Origin of the sequence: Sinorhizobium sp. KGO-5, from assembly GCF_036245905.1 — a bacterium.
Lineage (GTDB): Bacteria > Pseudomonadota > Alphaproteobacteria > Rhizobiales > Rhizobiaceae > Sinorhizobium > Sinorhizobium meliloti_A.
The window spans coordinates 1-16,444 of sequence record NZ_BDIZ01000016.1 but is presented as its reverse complement, the minus strand read 5'-3'; the positions used below and the strand labels follow the sequence as shown (position 1 = coordinate 16,444).

The 16,444-nt window shown below is 59.2% G+C and carries 16 protein-coding genes and 5 pseudogenes; 6 read left to right on the top strand and 15 right to left on the bottom strand.

Features of this window, described 5'->3' with window-relative positions; all coding sequences use genetic code 11:
- Positions 1-4: 4 nt before the first annotated feature.
- From BHD07_RS30910 to BHD07_RS30870, 9 genes are read right to left on the bottom strand one after another with little or no spacing between them, the layout of a single operon-like run.
- Positions 5-277, bottom strand: a complete 273-nt coding sequence (locus tag BHD07_RS30910) for a hypothetical protein (RefSeq protein WP_338284215.1) — start codon at positions 275-277, stop codon at positions 5-7.
- A 36-nt stretch (positions 278-313) separates the two neighbouring features.
- Positions 314-1,249, bottom strand: coding sequence for a type IV secretion system protein (locus tag BHD07_RS30905; RefSeq protein ID WP_338284214.1), 936 nt, complete (start codon positions 1,247-1,249; stop codon positions 314-316).
- A gap of 21 nt (positions 1,250-1,270) precedes the next feature.
- Positions 1,271-1,486, bottom strand: coding sequence for an EexN family lipoprotein (locus tag BHD07_RS30900; protein ID WP_338284213.1), 216 nt, complete (start codon positions 1,484-1,486; stop codon positions 1,271-1,273).
- Complete coding sequence (gene virB5, locus BHD07_RS30895; protein WP_338284212.1) at positions 1,483-2,181, bottom strand: P-type DNA transfer protein VirB5; 699 nt, start codon at positions 2,179-2,181, stop codon at positions 1,483-1,485. The genes BHD07_RS30900 and virB5 overlap by 4 nt, the downstream gene beginning before the upstream one ends.
- Positions 2,181-4,562, bottom strand: a complete 2,382-nt coding sequence (locus BHD07_RS30890; RefSeq protein ID WP_338284211.1) for a VirB4 family type IV secretion/conjugal transfer ATPase — start codon at positions 4,560-4,562, stop codon at positions 2,181-2,183. Before BHD07_RS30890 ends, virB5 begins: the two co-directional genes overlap by 1 nt.
- Entirely contained in the window at positions 4,555-4,896 is a 342-nt protein-coding gene (locus BHD07_RS30885; protein WP_338284210.1) for a type IV secretion system protein VirB3, read from the bottom strand. Before BHD07_RS30885 ends, BHD07_RS30890 begins: the two co-directional genes overlap by 8 nt.
- Before the next feature lie 4 nt (positions 4,897-4,900).
- Positions 4,901-5,200, bottom strand: coding sequence for a TrbC/VirB2 family protein (locus tag BHD07_RS30880; protein WP_338284209.1), 300 nt, complete (start codon positions 5,198-5,200; stop codon positions 4,901-4,903).
- A complete protein-coding gene (locus BHD07_RS30875) occupies positions 5,197-5,868 on the bottom strand; it encodes a type IV secretion system protein VirB1 (protein ID WP_338284208.1) in 672 nt (223 codons plus the stop codon). Before BHD07_RS30875 ends, BHD07_RS30880 begins: the two co-directional genes overlap by 4 nt.
- A gap of 3 nt (positions 5,869-5,871) precedes the next feature.
- A complete protein-coding gene (locus tag BHD07_RS30870) occupies positions 5,872-6,390 on the bottom strand; it encodes a hypothetical protein (RefSeq protein ID WP_338284207.1) in 519 nt (172 codons plus the stop codon).
- Positions 6,391-6,486: 96 nt separating this feature from the next.
- Between BHD07_RS30870 and BHD07_RS30865 the strand changes: the two genes are divergently transcribed.
- The gene (locus BHD07_RS30865; protein ID WP_338284206.1) at positions 6,487-6,855 is read left to right on the top strand and encodes a MarR family transcriptional regulator; all 369 of its coding nucleotides are present in this window, start codon (positions 6,487-6,489) and stop codon (positions 6,853-6,855) included.
- 179 nt (positions 6,856-7,034) lie between these two features.
- Positions 7,035-7,280, top strand: a pseudogene (locus BHD07_RS30860) (EamA family transporter); the annotation flags it as partial.
- A 164-nt stretch (positions 7,281-7,444) separates the two neighbouring features.
- Here BHD07_RS30860 and BHD07_RS32015 read toward each other — a convergent pair.
- From BHD07_RS32015 to BHD07_RS30845, 4 genes and pseudogenes are all read right to left on the bottom strand, one after another.
- Positions 7,445-7,649 (bottom strand): annotated as a pseudogene (locus tag BHD07_RS32015) (hypothetical protein); the annotation flags it as partial.
- Complete coding sequence (locus BHD07_RS30855) at positions 7,634-8,518, bottom strand: hypothetical protein (RefSeq protein WP_338284205.1); 885 nt, start codon at positions 8,516-8,518, stop codon at positions 7,634-7,636. The pseudogene BHD07_RS32015 and the gene BHD07_RS30855, both read right to left, overlap by 16 nt.
- 151 nt (positions 8,519-8,669) lie before the next feature.
- Positions 8,670-8,978 carry a hypothetical protein gene (locus BHD07_RS30850; RefSeq protein WP_338284204.1) on the bottom strand — a complete coding sequence of 103 codons (309 nt, stop codon included), beginning with the start codon at positions 8,976-8,978 and terminating at the stop codon, positions 8,670-8,672.
- Positions 8,979-9,694: 716 nt separating this feature from the next.
- Positions 9,695-9,856, bottom strand: a pseudogene (locus BHD07_RS30845) (DUF3606 domain-containing protein); the annotation flags it as partial.
- 622 nt (positions 9,857-10,478) lie between these two features.
- Between BHD07_RS30845 and BHD07_RS30840 the strand changes: the two are divergent.
- A pseudogene (locus tag BHD07_RS30840) lies at positions 10,479-10,821 on the top strand (hypothetical protein); the annotation flags it as partial.
- Between the two features lie 203 nt (positions 10,822-11,024).
- On the opposite strand, the gene BHD07_RS30835 reads toward BHD07_RS30840, so the two are convergent.
- On the bottom strand, positions 11,025-11,243 hold the full coding sequence (locus tag BHD07_RS30835) for a hypothetical protein (protein WP_338284203.1): 219 nt from the start codon (positions 11,241-11,243) through the stop codon (positions 11,025-11,027).
- A 90-nt stretch (positions 11,244-11,333) separates the two neighbouring features.
- On the opposite strand from BHD07_RS30835, the pseudogene BHD07_RS30830 reads away from it, so the two are divergent.
- A pseudogene (locus BHD07_RS30830) lies at positions 11,334-11,842 on the top strand (thermonuclease family protein).
- Between the two features lie 1,191 nt (positions 11,843-13,033).
- Here BHD07_RS30830 and BHD07_RS30825 read toward each other — a convergent pair.
- The gene (locus BHD07_RS30825) at positions 13,034-13,288 is read right to left on the bottom strand and encodes a hypothetical protein (RefSeq protein WP_338284201.1); all 255 of its coding nucleotides are present in this window, start codon (positions 13,286-13,288) and stop codon (positions 13,034-13,036) included.
- Between the two features lie 2,076 nt (positions 13,289-15,364).
- Between BHD07_RS30825 and BHD07_RS30820 the strand changes: the two genes are divergently transcribed.
- Positions 15,365-15,580, top strand: a complete 216-nt coding sequence (locus tag BHD07_RS30820) for a hypothetical protein (protein WP_338284200.1) — start codon at positions 15,365-15,367, stop codon at positions 15,578-15,580.
- A gap of 647 nt (positions 15,581-16,227) precedes the next feature.
- On the top strand, positions 16,228-16,444 hold a 217-nt coding region (locus BHD07_RS30815), incomplete at its 3' end, for a calcium-binding protein (protein ID WP_445190509.1).

The window sequence follows — 16,444 nt, the reverse complement described above, 5'->3', positions numbered from 1 at the left end:
CGCGCTACCCCTGGCAAGGACGATAGGATGCGCCGACGCCGAGATGGGCGAAGGCCGGAGGCCCCTTACTTGCCTCGACATAGGAAGCCAGGCGCGGCGAGGTTGCCGGACGCACGTCGGAATGCTTCTGTTTGAGGTCGCTATTGTCCTCCCACTGCCACATCGAGCGATTGAGGGGGCGGCGCAAATAGCCATCGCATTTCGAGTGCGGATAGGCCATCGATGCGCAGCCGCTTAAGACGACCGCCATGCAAAGCAGCGGAAGTGTTTTGATCATTCCTGCAAATCCTTTTTCTTGTTCCTGCGAAAAGCGTCACGATCCGGAGCCTTTCGAGGTGAAGGTTCGACCGACGGCGCGGACACCACGTCCGGCCGCACGGACAGTATGGGACGTCGCCCAAGCGAGCGTGCTTTCGTGGGCGTCGCGTGCCGCACCGTAGCCGTAGGTCAACGATGCCCCGCCGGCAGCAAGCGCCGAAGCGATGTTGGGAAGCTGGTAGAAGACGTAGAGGGCGGCGAGGCAGATGGCGCAAAGCGCGATCGGCCGCATCAACACATCGCTATAGGCATCGATCGCTGAAAAGGTCGTGTCGACCGAGGTGATCAGCAGCGAGCCGACTGAGACGACGAGGACCTGCAGGATCACGAAGTTTGCAAGCTGCCCGATCCAGGCCTCGGTAAAGCGTCGCGTCGACTGGAACATGGCGAGTGCCACGAAGATCGGTCCGATCGCCAGGACGATGGCAAGCGCAAGCCTGGCATAGAGCGAGACGACGTAGCCTACAGCGGCGACAATGAAGCTTGCGCCGATCACGAGCATGCCGCTGGTGCCGCTGACGATGTCGATAGGCCAGGAGGCGCGCGTCCAGATCTCTTTGGCGCACTGTTGTCCCTTGTCGAGCAACCCGTCAAAGGTCGAAGCACTCGGCTCCGTCCCGGTATTCAGCGCCTGGGAGATTTCGCGCGGAAGGACGTCAAAGAAGATGTTGGTGACGTAGGTCTGGTATTCGCTGGCGTTCTTCACCAGCATGACGATGATGGCGAGCTTGATTGCGCGGAAAGCGAAATCGAGGACCGGCTCCTGGACGGATCCGCGCAGCACGAGATAGCCATAGAGGACCACGTAAAGAGTGACCGCCGTCGTCAGGGGGCCAGTGACCCACTCGGCAATGTTCGACGTGCCCGAGAGAATGAAGTTCCCGAGCGGTGCCTTGAACTGCCCGTCGACAAAGGCGAAGACTTGATACACGGTTTTACCTCCGAGCGCACCTTACATTCGTTCAAGGCGCGCCCTGAAATCTGCGGCCGCAGCGTTTTGGCAATTCGGAGTGTTGCCCGACTCACCCAGATTGCGGCGGCATTTGCCGATCAGGTCGGCGAGCAGCGCTTTGTCGGCAATCAGTTCATCGACGGTGTAGACGCGCTCGGCTTCCTTCGAGCAAGCGACCAGAACGAGGAGAAAGACAGAAAGAAAGTGCTGCCTCATTGCAGTGCGGCTCCCATGGCGTCCATGCGCTGGCGCCAGTCCTCGGCCTTGCGCTGTTCATCGACCTGCGCCTGCGCCTGCTGCACCATGCGCAAGCCTTCCATCCGCAACACATCGGTCTGAAGAAACGCCTGCTCGGCCTGCAAGCGAGCCTGCAGGTCAGCGATATCCTTGGCGTCACTTGCGGTCGATATTTTCTCGCGCAACTCATCGATACCATTGATGCGCTTGGTCGCCGCGTCGTAGATCTGCTGCCCGAGGCTCATCTGCCCGGCATTCTTGTTCTGGATGCGCGAAAGCTCCTGCGCGTAGAAGTCGTCGGCGTTAGCCCGATAAGTCGTATTGCGCTCGAAGAATTTTGAGGCCGAGTCACCGAATACGCCCGTACTGTTGCCCTTGAACAGGCCCTCGATGGTGCTGAAGTCCGCCGGCAGCGCTTTGCGAATGGCCGGATCGTTCAAGACGCTGGCAACATCTGCCATGCCGGTTAGCTTGTTGAGCGAACCGTAGAGCTGCTGTGCCTGCTCGATCTGCTGATTTAGCGCATCGAGTTGCGACTTGAGCTCAGCGATCGTCTCGATGTGCTTGGCGACCGCCGTCTGGTCGATCACCGGAATCCCCTGCCCTGCAGCACCGCTGGCGGAAAGGACGACTGCAGAGGCAATCACCGCACCGTTAAGTCGAAAGGGAGCCATCAGCTCGCACTCCTTCTCTGCTGGAAAACCGGAACCCAATCCTTGGCATTGTTGCCGACCTCCGCACGGATCGCATCGGCAAGTTCGACATTGGCAGTTCGCCCGGAAAGGATAGCGAGTTCGTCGTCGAAGCCCTTGAGGTCTAGCTCGGCGACGACGCTGTTGTGGCCCTGCTTCAGGACGAGGCGTCGGCTCTCGATGGAAAGCTCGCGCGCGACCAGCTCGAACTCGCGCTCCGTCAGCTTGAACCCATCGACATAGTCGGCATGATTGCCGCGGGAGTTCGGCAGGAAGATCTGGGTCGGGCATTGCTCGATGATGGTGTGAGCAATCGGTGAAACGATCGCATCCCGTGGACTCTGAGTGGCAAAAAGCATGAGTCCGTTCTGCTTGCGGATCGTTTTCAGCTTGTTCTGAGCAAGGTCCCGGAAGCCTTCGTCCTGGAGCGCCTTCCAGAATTCATCGATAACGATGATGATCCTGCGGCCGTCGATCAGTTGCTCGACCCGATGGAAGAGGTAGCCCATCAGCGGGGTCCGGATTTCCTCGTTGTCGAGAAAGTCGGTCATGTCGTAGCCGACGAACTTGCCGCCGATGCCGAATTCGCCGAGACCGATATCCTCGATCGCGTTGTCGAACACCCAGCCGAGCGGCCCTCCCCTCTCCCACCGCCGCAGCCTAGCGGCGGTCCCTTCCGGATCGGTGTTGTTGAGGAAGGTCCTGAGCGCGCCAATCGTCCGCCGCTCGACCGGCATGTCGGCGAGCCCGTCGATGGCGGACGCAATGTCGCGGAGTTCAGTCACGGTCAGTTCCCGCGTTGCCGAACCGACAAGCTTGCCGACCCAGCGCGTCAGGAACACCTTGTTCTCTGGCGTCAGTTCGAGTGCCTTCAGAGGGGCGCAGCCGGTCGGGATGCCATTCTTGAGGGGCAAATAGGTGCCGCCGGCGGCGCGCACGTAGAGATCTCCTCCCCTGTCTTTGTCGAAGAACACCACATGCGGATCATGCTTCTCGAGTTGCGATAGCATGAAGTTGAGGAGCACGGTCTTGCCGGCGCCGGATGGTCCGCAGACGAGGGTGTTGCCGAGATCGCCGTAATGGAAATTGAAGTAGTACGGTGACCCGGACGCCGTCTTGAGCAGGGCGACAGCAGGCCCCCACTCGTTGCCGTCCTTCTGGCCGAGCGGGTAGGAGTGGAAGGGCGACAGAGCGGCGAAGTTCCGCGACGTGATCGCGCCGGACCGGGCCCGATAGCGGAAATTCCCCGGTAGTTGCGCCCACCAGGCCGCCTCGAGACCAAGGTCCTCGCGCGCGACGACCGCGCCGCCGCTCGTCATGCTGGCACGCGCCTTAGCGAGATTATCGGTTAGTTCCTTCACCGAGGGAGCAAAGACGGAAAGCGTCAGGTGGTGCTCGCCGAACACGAACCGGTTGGACTCCAGATCGTCCATCGCCCCATCGAGCTCCTCTATCTGCGAAGCCGCCTTGTCGCCGCTACTGACCATCTGGTTCTGCTTGCGGCCCATGATCACGCGGGCGTCCGGCTTCGAGACGAAGGAGAAGGATTGCGCGAGTATGAGTTCGAACGGGCTGGAAAGCACGCTATCGAGCATGCCCGTCCTGGTGCGGGCCGGATATTCCTTGAAACTCAGCATGCCGGCATAGCGGCTTTCAGCCTCATGCCGGATTTCGATCGTTTCGCGGCCGACAATCACACGATCCGAGTAGATCGCCGACGCAATGCGCCCCTCTGTCAGCGGGATCGGCTCGCGCCGGCCGCCGACGAGTTGATGAAGCACTTCGCTCGGCTCCGAAAACAGCAGGCCATCGCGCTCGTAGACGGAGAGCATCCGGGGTTCGAAGCGCTTCAACGCGGCGGTGGCATCGACGACCTTGTCGCGCAGCTGCTTGAGAGCGTCTTCGTCCAGCTCGACACCCGCGCAACGGGCCCGACGCAGGCGCGCCAAGAGCTTCGTCGCCTTGTCGGCGGGATCGCGAGCCGGAGACCAGAGGATGGTCAGATATAGGTCGTTGCGGAACAGATCCTCGCGCACCATGCGCGCGCGATATTTGTCGTTGAGCGCGGCCGAAAAAGCAGTCGTGAACGTTCCCTCGGGATAGTCGCTGTCCCGGCGCCGAATGAGATGGGTCCACAACGCAAGCCGCTCGTCGGCGATGTTCCGGTAGAGCGTGTTGAGGTCGCGATGAAGCGCGTTCAAATCGAGAACGTCCGCCGTCTCGAACGAGACGCCTTCGAGCGCGATCATGACCATCAGCGTCCGGGAATCGAGTGCGATCGTCGACCCGTCAACATGGCGGACATAGGGGATAAAGGTCTCAGGAGCGAGTTCGCGAGTCCTGAGCGTTGCATTGCTAGGCAAATCCGAGGTCCCTTTCGTCGTATTTGCGGGCGAGCTTCAGCGGGCTAAGCGTCGCGCCGGCCCAATAGGCGCTGTTGCGGGACCGGCCGCGTGTCTCCACCCAGGCCAATAAGATGCGAAACATGTTGTGGTCGTGTTTGACGAGTGCGCGGAACACCAGGTGGAAGACGACGCCGACAGCCAAGTAGGCGATCGAGCCGGCGACGATGTAAAGAACAGTCGTCAGCATGATGTTCATGCCCATGGCTTCCATCGTCACGCCGGCAATCATCGCCGGCCGGGTGCAGGCAATGAACAGCGTGTCCTCCTCGAGCGTCGGGTACGGGGTCGCCATGGCTTCAGCTTCCTACGATGGTGTTCACGAGTTCCGTAGCGCCGAAGATCCCGCCGATGCCAATGATCCAGAACCCTGCCCGTCTCAAATCCATGTAGCCGAACATCCAGGCAATGCAGATCACGATCACCGCGATCGCAGCCAGCAGCTTGGCAATGTTGCCAGTCAGCATGTCGACGATGTTCTGGAGTACGGTCTCGATGCCGGCGGCTTGCGCGAAGGCCGGTTCAACCAGGGTGGCCACTGTGGCTACGGCCATCAGGGTCGAGGCGGCGATGGGGCGGATACGGGCACTGAGGGTCATTCACTCTGCTCCATTTGACTGTTCTGAAACACAAGGACGGAAGACCTCCGTCGAGAACTGAAAACATCCCAGGACGGCGCTGACGCCGTCTCATCGACGGGCCGGTCGTCGTCCGCCTCCGCGACCGCCACATCGCCGGCGCTAGCTTCGGTGACCTCCCTCCGCTGTCCGTCATCTCCGATCACGAGAGTCGCAACCGTTTTGCCGAGCCGCTTCACTTCTTCGCGGACCTGCTCGTCGTACTGGACCATGGCGCCAACGGACGGATCGTCTCGGCCGTAGTAGGATTGCAGCATCACCTGTTCGGCCTGGTACGGATCCGCGCCGGCCTTCACTGCGAGCCGGTAATATCCGTCGAGCAGCGTCGCGGTGGCCTGAAGGTTGAGGCACGGGTCGGAGGCGTCGGAGATCGAGAGCTTCAGCTTCTCAAGTTCCTCCCTGCCGATGCCGCCGAGACCGAGATGAATGTGCTGACGCTCGGCCGCCAGCGACGTGGCGATGTTGATCGCTTCCGTCTTGTTCATTGGCCGCTGCGAGAGCGGGGCGCCGCTTTCGATCCGGATGGCGAATAGCTCGAAGCGGCTTTCAAGGCTGACGACACCGGCAAGTGTCTCGGCCGCAATTACAGGCGCGCAAGTTTGCGCCAGATCGAGGAACTCAACAGGCATGGCTCAGTACCACACCCTTTGTTTGCCGACGCCGTTGATGGTCAGGTCGATATAATGAGGCTGCGGGCGGACGTGCGGCCGCGTCGTCACATAGCGTCGGCACTCGGTGGGGCCCTCCCTCCGCCGCCACGTTGCCGACGTGATCCGATCATTATTGGAATAGCATTCATCAGTTGGGACAGTCTGTGGCCTGTTCGAGACGCAGCTCGCCTCGAGCCCGCCATCACCATACCGCGTCGTCAGGCGGTAGCCATCGTTGCAGTAATACGGCTCGTATCTGGGGCGCGAGACCTGGAACCCAACGCCGCTGCAGGTCGGAAAGGAGTGTCCCTTTGCAAGCTCGTGCCAGAGCTTCTCGATCGGAGGCCGGCACTCTGCATACTGCGTCGGTCCGCCGGGATTGGAAAGGCACAGGATAACCTGGCATCCCCACTCATCCGCTCGCGCTTTACCGTCGAAAACAAGATAGAATGAGGCTAAGCTGGCTGCAGCAATGACTGCCTGCATGAGAGACTTGTCCATGACCACTACCCTTCACCGACGCAAGCATGTGCGGAACCTAGCAGGCTCTGCGGCTTCCCGACTCGTTTTACAATCATATATCTGATAGTATAAAAGATGGCAAGAGCACTCAACGCACATTGGCAGAGTCAGTTATTTGCGGCCTACGCCCTGCAAGAAGTCCTCGACAAACCGATCGACGGGGAAACGCCCCAATCGCGCCTGAAGCAGCTTGGAATGATGACGGTCCTCTACATGATGCACCAGAGCCACGAAAAGCTAACCCTTTCAAATATCGTCCAAATCACCGGGTTGACGCGCAATGCCGTGGCGGAATCGATTGATCCACTCGTTGAGCGCGGCATACTTACAGAGACGATCGTGAAGAACTCAATGGGGCGCGGAACTGCGAGGCAGTTCGAGTTCTGTCCCGAGGTATTTGAGAGACTGAAGCTGGGTATCGATCAGAGAAAGCCGCAGACGTAATGGCTATTATCTGACACTAACATGCATGTACAGTGAGCCTTTCAGATGTGGAGCACAGCCGGGCAAAGTGGGACTGCCGTGCCGATAGGCTGAGCTCCTCGTCCTGATTTGCTGGGCGTCCTCCGCCGACTTTCGACCTTCCGACCAGCGCACGCAAGATTTTGACTGTCGCGAAACAACCCCTCACGGACGCTTTCGCCGTGGGGATGGTTTGGCTGGTGCTGATCGCAACCTTTGCCGCCTATTCGGTCTATTATACGAGCCTGCGCCTCTTCCCGGTGGCGCAGGTCAGCGCTGCGATCTACCTTAGTCCGCCTGTCACCACGTTGTGAGCTTGGGCGCTGTTTTCCTAGCCGTTAACTGCGGCTATGTTCATAGGGCTGGCGGTGACTCTGGTGGGCGTCTGGACGACTTCGCGCGGCTGAGAGCGCTGGACTTCACCGGGGCAGGGCCGGGCAGTAATGGCTTGAAGCGGGTCGCCGCAGCTTTGAACCGACTTCGCCATAAGGACATTTATTTACCTTCGTGCCAGCGACGATTTAGGTCACGACATCTCGCCCAGGCGAAGCGGACTATTGCTGGATCAATGGCGACCGCCCGACCCAAACAGCGACGCAACAGCGCGCATTTCTGCGTTGAACCGCTTGGCGAACCAGCCGAGGTTTTCGAAAACACCGTCGAGTGGACGATGGGGATGTCGTGCTCGATAGTCCGACAATTTCGCGTGGCTCGCGCGGCGAAAAGATTTGAAACTCCCTCAGGGCCACCTGCTGTGCGCTCACCGGATTAACCCTTCCCGACGCTGCCTGGCGCGCCGCCTGGATTGGGCGTCGCGTCGCGCATTTCGCAGTTCCTCCAGCGTTGGCATCCACCAGCCCCGGTCGAGTTCGTCTTCTGCCGGCGGCGTTCGTGCCGGCCAGGTTGTTACCAATTCCTCAAGCATTCCCGGTCGCCATGACGCCCAGACATATTCCCTTCCCTCGTTCATGGGAAAATAGAACGCGCTCATCGTTGCCGGGTCCACCAGTTCGCCATCCGTACCAATGAAGAAGACAACCCCGACATGCGTGCCGATCGCACGCGTGAGCGGAGGGCGATCGTCGGCGGGAACCGGATATCGCTTGCAGCGGCGTTCTCTCGTCCTTGCCTTCAGCGCCTCGTCTTCCTCGGTTCCCCTTATTGCCTCACGCCGCGCCTTTCTCGCCTCCGGTTCACTGCGCTCAGCGGCCGCCTCGATGGCTGGCCACCGACGGCGGAGCTCGTCGAACGAGCGGTAAGGCACGGTCCAGATCCGGCGATCGGCGTCCCAGCGTGCATACGGGATTTCCCGGATTTCGCTGACGACGGTGCGTGAATAGGGTGTACGGATTTCGAACGACGCAGGTGTTGCCTTGAGATAGCGGCTCTCGATCGGATCGAATGCGAAGGCGTCACTGCCCTTCTCGTCGGCAAACGCGTCGGCCTCCGCTTCCCTTTCGGCCAGCCAGCGGCTAATACGTTTTTGAGCGGTGCGGCCGGGTACGAACCAGGCATTCAGACGGTCGCTCCAGCGAGCGCGGGGGAACGCTTGCCGAAACCGGGCCACTATCACCCTGTCGTGCGGCAACTCGGTCGTTGCGCCAACACGTTGCGCGGCGGGAGCGTTTTTATTCGACTCGTCCATGGTTCAGAACGCGGGAAGGCCACCTCCCGTTCGCTTCACCCCCTTCCAGCGTCCTGCGCCCGTGGAGAAAGCGGTGGCTTGGCCTACGACCTCTTCTCCTTCGTTGATCCACCGGAAGCGAAGCCGACATCTCCTACCGGCTCGTGGCTGCTTAGCAGCTCGAGACCCGGATCGCGCCGGCATCCCCGAGACTGCGTTGAACGGCGGCAATCTGACTGGGCGAAATATCCGCCGAAACCTCGATCTCGCCTTCGAGCGGTGCATCGCTACGAGCGCCCTGTTCATGAGAAACGTCGCCACCCGAAGGCTCGGAGCCGGCCGTGTTGCGGTCGGTCGCCGACTGAATGAAAATGTCGGGCCTCGATATGCCGTGCTGTTGAACCAAGTGTTCGACGGCGAGATCGGCTGCTTCTCGAGTCTTGAATGTGGCTCGTATCGTAGTGCTGCTGTCGTCGGCCATGTGAATGTCTCCTGATCGTTGACCTGCACAGGACGAGAACGCCTCTGCCGTCAGGTGGTTTCGCTAGCGTGTCATTTCGCTTCGCGTGCTTGCCGAGGCTGGGTTCGTGAAGATGCCTTGTACGCAGGTGTGTCAGACAATGAGTCCCGGTCAAAGGGGTAATGCGCGACCAAAAGGTGCCTCGTTAAAATCGTTGTCTAATCGGAGATTGACCTGGGACACGACATAGGCGGGTCTATCCAGACGGCATCATGGCAGCAAAGGCAGCGCCCGATTGCGGACCGGCGCTGCTGCACTGAGTCGTCCGGGCGAGCTAGCCCGGATAGACTAAGCGTCAACCCCTCCCAACTCACGTAAAATCGGCGTGCTGGAATTTGAGGGGGATCATTATGCCGAAGAGAACTCTGTGCGCCTTAACGGCGCTGGCCTACTTGTCATGCTTCGTCACCTATTCAGGAGAACGTTCGATCAAGATCGCTGGTCACAAGTTCCGGACCGCGGAGGACTGCATGAGGAAAGCACCGGTAGGCCGCTTCGACCGCAAGTGCGATATTCCGCTCCTCGGCTGGCGTGGCGCCGAGGACATGTGGTGGTTTCCGAATGTTGTCCAGGGCGCCGGCATCTAGTTAGACAGCGCTCCCTTGAACGCTAAGTGCTTCGAGTACGGCGAGACGGAGTGGGCCCGTCGGCGAGCCCGGTTGCGCTAATGTCTTGCCGAGGTAGGCCATCGCCTTTTCTCGGTGCGGCCCAGATTTCTCGGATCGCCTCGAGCGCATTCTGCCGCGTCACTTTGGGCGTTTTCATGCGGTATGCGACCTCATGCGCCTGTTCTGAGACGAGCTCGCGTCACGGCCTTTCTCCTTCGGATTATCTGCCATGCGTTGCTCCATGTCTTTTTCATGGAGGATAGCGGCCGTTCAGATGTCGGCAAGGGGGGAACTTCGCTCCTGATGGCGTGTTGACCGGCCGAGGAGACGACAGAATCGGCGAAAAGAAGAATGAAATGCACTCACTCAATCTCGCTGGCATTCTAATTCTTCTCGCTGTCATTGCACTATTCGGCCTTGCATGGATCGCACTTTGAGACGCGGCGCCCCCTCGAAAGCGCCAGGCGACCTAGTTTTCTTTGGAACCATTCACTACGCTCGCGATCGGAGGGCACCGCTAACTAAGGGGGCTGCTGATGGAAGATCAGCGTGACGTTCTCCAGAACTTTTCAGGCAGCGCCCTTTCTCACTTCAGGGTGCTGCCGCTCTTTCTTCCACTTACAGTACCTTGAGTTTTCGGGACCAATCTGAACACGGCGAGATAATCGCCCTGGGCAATGATTTGAGCGCCAATTCCGCCGCGACCTGTCTATCCTGTCTACCGCATGTACAGGATCGACATTTTGGCAACGCCCCAAGACCCTCCCGGGGCGCTGCCGTCCGTATCCCCATTTTTTTGGAAAAGATCGAAACCGCGTTTGCCGCTTGGGGGTTAATCTGCGGCCGTCGCCGCCTCGACCCCTATCGCCGTCCCGTTGAAGTGCGCGACTCCAGCAACTCGCGGGGGAATTGCCGGGCCCTTCGTGGCTTCGCGATATCGACGTCGAGATGCTGCAATCTCCGGCGATCACGCCATTCCTTACCCAGACGCTCCACGCCATCCAACTCGAACTGCGGCCGGCCTGCGACCGCGATCGGCGAAGGCGCGGAAAATCTCGGCCGCCCTGCTGGCGCGATATCATTTCGAGCCGCTGAAGCAAGTTGGCACCTCATGCCAACCGGATCGGGAAAAGTCGTTTGAGCAGCAGTTTGGTGTAGGGCGATGGCGCGAAAATCTTGATGCCCAGACTAGGTGACATAGCTCGAGGGGCCGATCCGGATGAGTGACCAGGGCACGAACCCTTGCTACGAAACCGGACCGTATCTCCACTGCTGCGAGCACCCCGGGCTGCACCAGATGGAGCAGCTTCGACTTGGCGCGGCACTGAACTGGAATTGACACGTGCACGCAAGCATCGTGACGTAGCCATCACCGCTTTGAGTTGTTCAGGGGAAACTTCTAGTGTTGGGTGGCTATTGACTCAAGCTCATGGCGTTTTAATTCCTCGATTGCTTCGAGTGCTTCTTCGGCTGACCAGCCTGCAGACACCGCCGCCTCCAGCAACTTGGCCTCCGCCTCCTGCTCGAGTTTCATGTACAAAGGCTCTAATGCCTCCTGGACCGTAAGAATGTGCTCATCCGGAGCTACGACATGGACAAATGAAGTTGAGGGCGACATGGCACAAACCTTCCTCCTTCCCACGGACGTGTTCCGACAAAACTCCAAACGTTGGCGTCTGTTCCACCGGATACAATCTTTTACGGTTAGATGAACTCGCATCGGTCGATTGGCGCCACTTGGCTCTTCTACTTATCGCGCATTCCACGTTTGCGGCCGATCCGATCACCGGACGCGCGACCGTGAGGGACGGTGACACGATCGAGATCCAAGGCGAGCGAATCCGCATGCACGGTGTCGATGCGCCGGAGAGCTGGCAGAAATGCGAAAATGCCGACGGCAGCAGCTATCGGTGCGGAAGAGAGGCGGCCCAAGAACTCGCTCGGTTTATTGCCGAGTCCCGCCCTACCCGCTGCGAGTTCGTTGAGCGCGATCAATATAAGCGGTTCGTGGGAGTCTGCTTCCGCGCCGATGGCCGAGACGTCAATCGCTGGCTGGTTGAGAGCGGCAATGCTGTGGATTGGACGCGGTATAGCAATGGCGCCTACGCCAATGCTCAAGAGCGCGCAAGGTCTCACAGGGCCGGAATCTGGCGCGGCAATTTCGAGCTGCCTTGCAATGCTCGCCCCGCGCGTGCAAAGCGCGGGGCATCCTGCTAACGCGGGGTTTTCATGCCGACAGACGAAGCTGCCAACGACATGCGGTCGATCGACCGAGAAATCGGAGCGAGGCTCCGATCCACGCGCCAAGTGTTAGGCATAAGTCAGCAAATCTTGGCGAAAAACGTGGGGTTAGTTTCCAACAAATCCAGAAATTCGAAAAGGGGATAAACCGCCTGTGGTGGGCATGCTCGTAAAGATCTGCCAATCGCTAGAGGTAAGCCCCATGGAGATCCTCGGCACCTACTTCCAGCACGAGCGGCCGAGTGGCCGCCGCATGGACTGGCTCCAAGAAAAATTGCTTACGGCCGAGCGAAAGCTCTCTGGGGTAAGACGCGCTTTAAGAGACGAATAATGCGATAATGCCGCTCACCCGTAAATGGCCCATGAGACATATGAAGCGGCTTGCGCTCTCTATTCTTTCGCTCTTTGCAGTCTCTGCACAGGCTGATCCACTCCGTACAAAACGTAAATGCTCTCGAGATTGAAACGCAGATGGCACAGGTTGAGGATGTTGTCCGCCGACGGCGGCGACGGCGAGCGCGCACAGCTGTCGAGGCTCGTCATGTCGAAAACTTGTCCCTCGGATGTTGACCTTCACAATCTGCATTTCCGGCTTACCATCCTCTTGGCCGGCATAGAGCTGCATGCGGGCGCGCGGTGCGAACGCGCGCGCACTAAAAGGTAGCCTCGGAAGTCCGCCGCGTGCTCCGACCGGTGCAGTCTCGGAAATCATGGGGTTTCCTCGAAGCTGCGAGACGAAATTGTGAACGTTCTCAAACGCCCCACGAACAACGGACCATAGTCCGATACCCAAGCATTCAGTGCTGCTGTAGCTTCTGCGTTCCGCGTTCTGGTTCACGTAATGATTGTGGAGTTTCGCCGTGATTAAGATCTTCGTTTTGGCGATGACGCTGGTAATGGTTGGCTTCTGGGGTTCTGTCGGCGTTCTGATCTATCGGCTGCTTACGTGATTTCGAAGTGGAACGCTTAAAATGTGCAGGCTACCCTTACGGGGTGGCGGAATCTTCATCCGTCACCTATAGTTTCCTTGCGGCAATGGAGGTTGCCCAAGGAGGATCATATGAGCGACACCGCTTTTGGGTTTCTGCTGGCGGCTGAACTGTCGGCCTTGCTGTGGGCCGCACTGCTCATGGGGGCCTTCTCGGTTTTCTGACGATCCTTTCAGTTTCACCACTCCTCAATGACTTTTGCGCCCGCCGAGGCCGCAAATACCTCCTCGGCCGTCTCCTGCTCCGAGCGCTTCCCTATTTCTCGATTGCGGCTTCGACGCCAGGCATAGCATCGGATACCACATCCCGAGGAATGATCTCCGGACCGGGTGATAATGTCCGCGCGGCTAAGGGTTATGACCGGTCCTGAATCCCAGTCGAGCTCCGCCAGAGCAGCGCGAAACTCCTCCAGCGGTTTATCAGGCTTCTTCACTCGATGGCTCCACCTGCCACCGTTCCGGGAGGCGTTCGTCGGCGGCGGTCATGTGCTGGTCACCGAACAACGCGAGTTGCGCATCAACTTTACCTACTCATGCTTGTCCCCTCTTCGTGATGCGCTGGCCTGCTAATGCTCTGGATTGATGGTGTTGACAGTATTTCCCGGCCGCCTGGGCTGCACAGAACAGGAACGGGCTGCCGTCGTTGATGGGCCACATGCACTCGCCGGGTCTCAAGTCTACGAGGCGTTTGGCATGTGGCAGTCGCTCTAGGTCGTACTTGTGGGGAGGGATGATTACGGAATTGGGCCTGTGCTCGCGCATTGCAGTCTTGTCCTTCCGCGGAGCTCTCTTGCTCTCGGGCGGTCGGCATTGCGAGCTCGCGGCTCAACGGGAACAACGCGCAAATTCGAAATGCGATCCCAACCATGCTGTGACGGCTGTGGCCGGAGCGCTTGGCGATCTGCGCGACGGAGACATCATCCTCCAAAGCCTGCGGGAACTTCGACGTCGACGGCGCGCATTGCGTCGCCACGATTGGTTCGAGTTCAACGCCAAGTTCAGTTGCAATGTCTTTCTGCCATTGGACTTGAGAGCCATCGCCTTGTGACGAACGGTGCCCGGCCCCGCGGTGGATTATGCACTGGCAACCCCGGGCGCGGTACTCGAGCCGATATTTATCCCATCCTCGAGCGATCCTCGCGGAGGCGTGCCGGCAGAACCTTGAAAGCCGTCACGAGGCGAAGCCCTTGACGTGCTATCCTGGTTGCGCCATGGCTACCGGCGCGATCGCATGCGTAGCCGGCGGAGAGCTCACGCTCGCCGCCCCCGATTTCCGCTATAGGGGGGCCCGTCCATGACAATGAGCGCGAGTTTACCTCCCTGCGATAGCCGGCGATCCCCGCGACGTCTACGCTCTGTAGTGGCCTTACCATGAGCTGCGACGCAGCAGCCGGGCCTACGTCGAATTCCGCCTGACTGATAACCGCAACGGCCGGCGATAAGAACAAGCGTCGACAATGCATTTTTTTGACCTCGTCTGATTATTTCGGATTGGCCATGGTTCTATGAAGGCTCCATCAAGGCAGGCACGTTCCCGCCACATCGCTGTGTTAAAGTCACCACGTCCGATGGGAGGCGATAGTGGACGATCGCGAGATAGAACGGTGAGCAAAGATCCTCTGGACCCAAGAGAACCCCAGTCGACCATGGCTTGCGGTCGCACAGCGGTTGCAAATGGGTGAAGACCTCTCAACAGGAGCAACAGAAGAGGATCGGGAGCGCTATTGGCAACGAGTGCACGCCGGCGATTGGTCTTCACGCCACCTTAAGTGACAGGTGCCGCAAGCATGGGCGATGTGCGCATTGGCGATCTGAGGCGGCCGGTTGGCGGCATAGGCAGATTGGCGAATGCCGTCCGCATCTGTGCCATAGCGATGAAAGCTGCATTGCATAGACTTCCGCATCGGCGTCCGATCGGGATGGAGTTGGCGATGCGGTAGGCCATCATACGCTCTCCCCACTGCGCGGAACCTTACCGAATGCGGTTGGTTCAGACCGGGTCACGAAAGGAATCCGACGTTGAGTGATCCCAAGACGGCAAACTCACCCAACAGCAGACGCCATCCCGGCGGAAGGCAGTGCCACCGGAGATGGATTTCGAACCCGTTCCGTTGCCAGATCAAACCGCCGAACCCAGCACCAAAGACGCCGATGCTCCTCCGGTGCGAAGCGGCCAGTCCAAAATGCGGGAGTAGCCGACGGAAAATGCCGGCAAGGACATCCCCGGCGCATCACACCGGCCGGGTCCAGCCGAAAGTTTGAGGCTGCGGCCATCGCCAGTTTCCCTCTCTCACCCGCGGATGGGAGTTCCGTGAGAACGGCTATCGTCCAGAGGTGCCACTGCGTCAATTCTCGTCGCGAGTTGGTCTCCAGGCGGCATCTAGGTCCAGGAGAACGAAAACTTAGCCGTTAAATCGAGGAGACCTGCTTAATCCGCCCCTCTGCCTTGATCTTTCCATTATTAGCTTTCGTTAATGTTCTCTGCTGACCGGATCGCAGGGGAGCGACCAATGGAAGACATTTTTCAGCCAGTTCTCGTCAAAAACATTCGCCATTCGGATCTGGAGAGGCTTTGCAAGTCCGTGAAGACGTATGCGGGGTGCTACGTTCTAAAGGACCCAAGCGGCGAGGCAAAAGCAGCTGGCCTCGATGCTTACTGCTGGTTCCCGTCACGCGACGACAGCATCCTATTCCAACTCCAATGGGCAGCGCCTGACGGCGACTAAGCGGCAATCCGTCCCTGGATGATGAAATCATGACGAAGCGGAACATCAACAACCGGCGCACCAGGTGAAGGCTCTCCGCTACGATCCGTGCCTTCTGATCGTTGGCCCATAACGGTTTCCACGACTAGACTCGACAACTTCGCATTGCCCAACAAGTCCTTAGCCATCCGCCTTGCCAAAACTCCAGCTCCTGGGTCTAGGCGGCGCATACGGCCAATTGCGTTGGGCGCTCGCTTGTTCACACCGTGGGTTGGATCGTACCATCAGGTCTAAGCCATCTGGTCTGCCTTCCCCCCCATCAGGCCGAATTAAGATGTTAACGCAGCTGAGCTATAAGGTAGCTGCGTTTCAGATCTCGGGGCATCGAGCACGGGGTACTGAACTGACTTGCAAACCCGCGAGCCTGGAAAAACAATGCCTGCCACGGCGACCTAAGCAACGACTGGTAACGCCTATATCGACGGTCTCCTTGGCGACTGGAAATGGGCGATCAAGGACTTCACGTTCAGTTTCCCGACCAACTAGGACCGACTTTCATCATGTAGAAGCAATGGCTTGCTTGCAAATTCGCAATTCGCTCGCAAGGCATGTCACCGTTGCCTCATTCGACCTTCGCAACCCACGGCAGAATAGCAGGGAGTAAACGAATGAACATCAATGGAAGCAATGTCGCCAACAGGCTCATGGGGACGAATCTTGCGGACACGCTTCGTGGCTATGATGGGAACGATTACCTCTGGGGTAATGCCGGTGACGACTATCTCGACGGCGGGCTTGGCAACGACTTGCTCTATGGCGGGCTTGGCAACGACTTTTTCAAGGCCGGAGCGGGCGATGACTACGCGGAAGGCGGCGACGGCAATG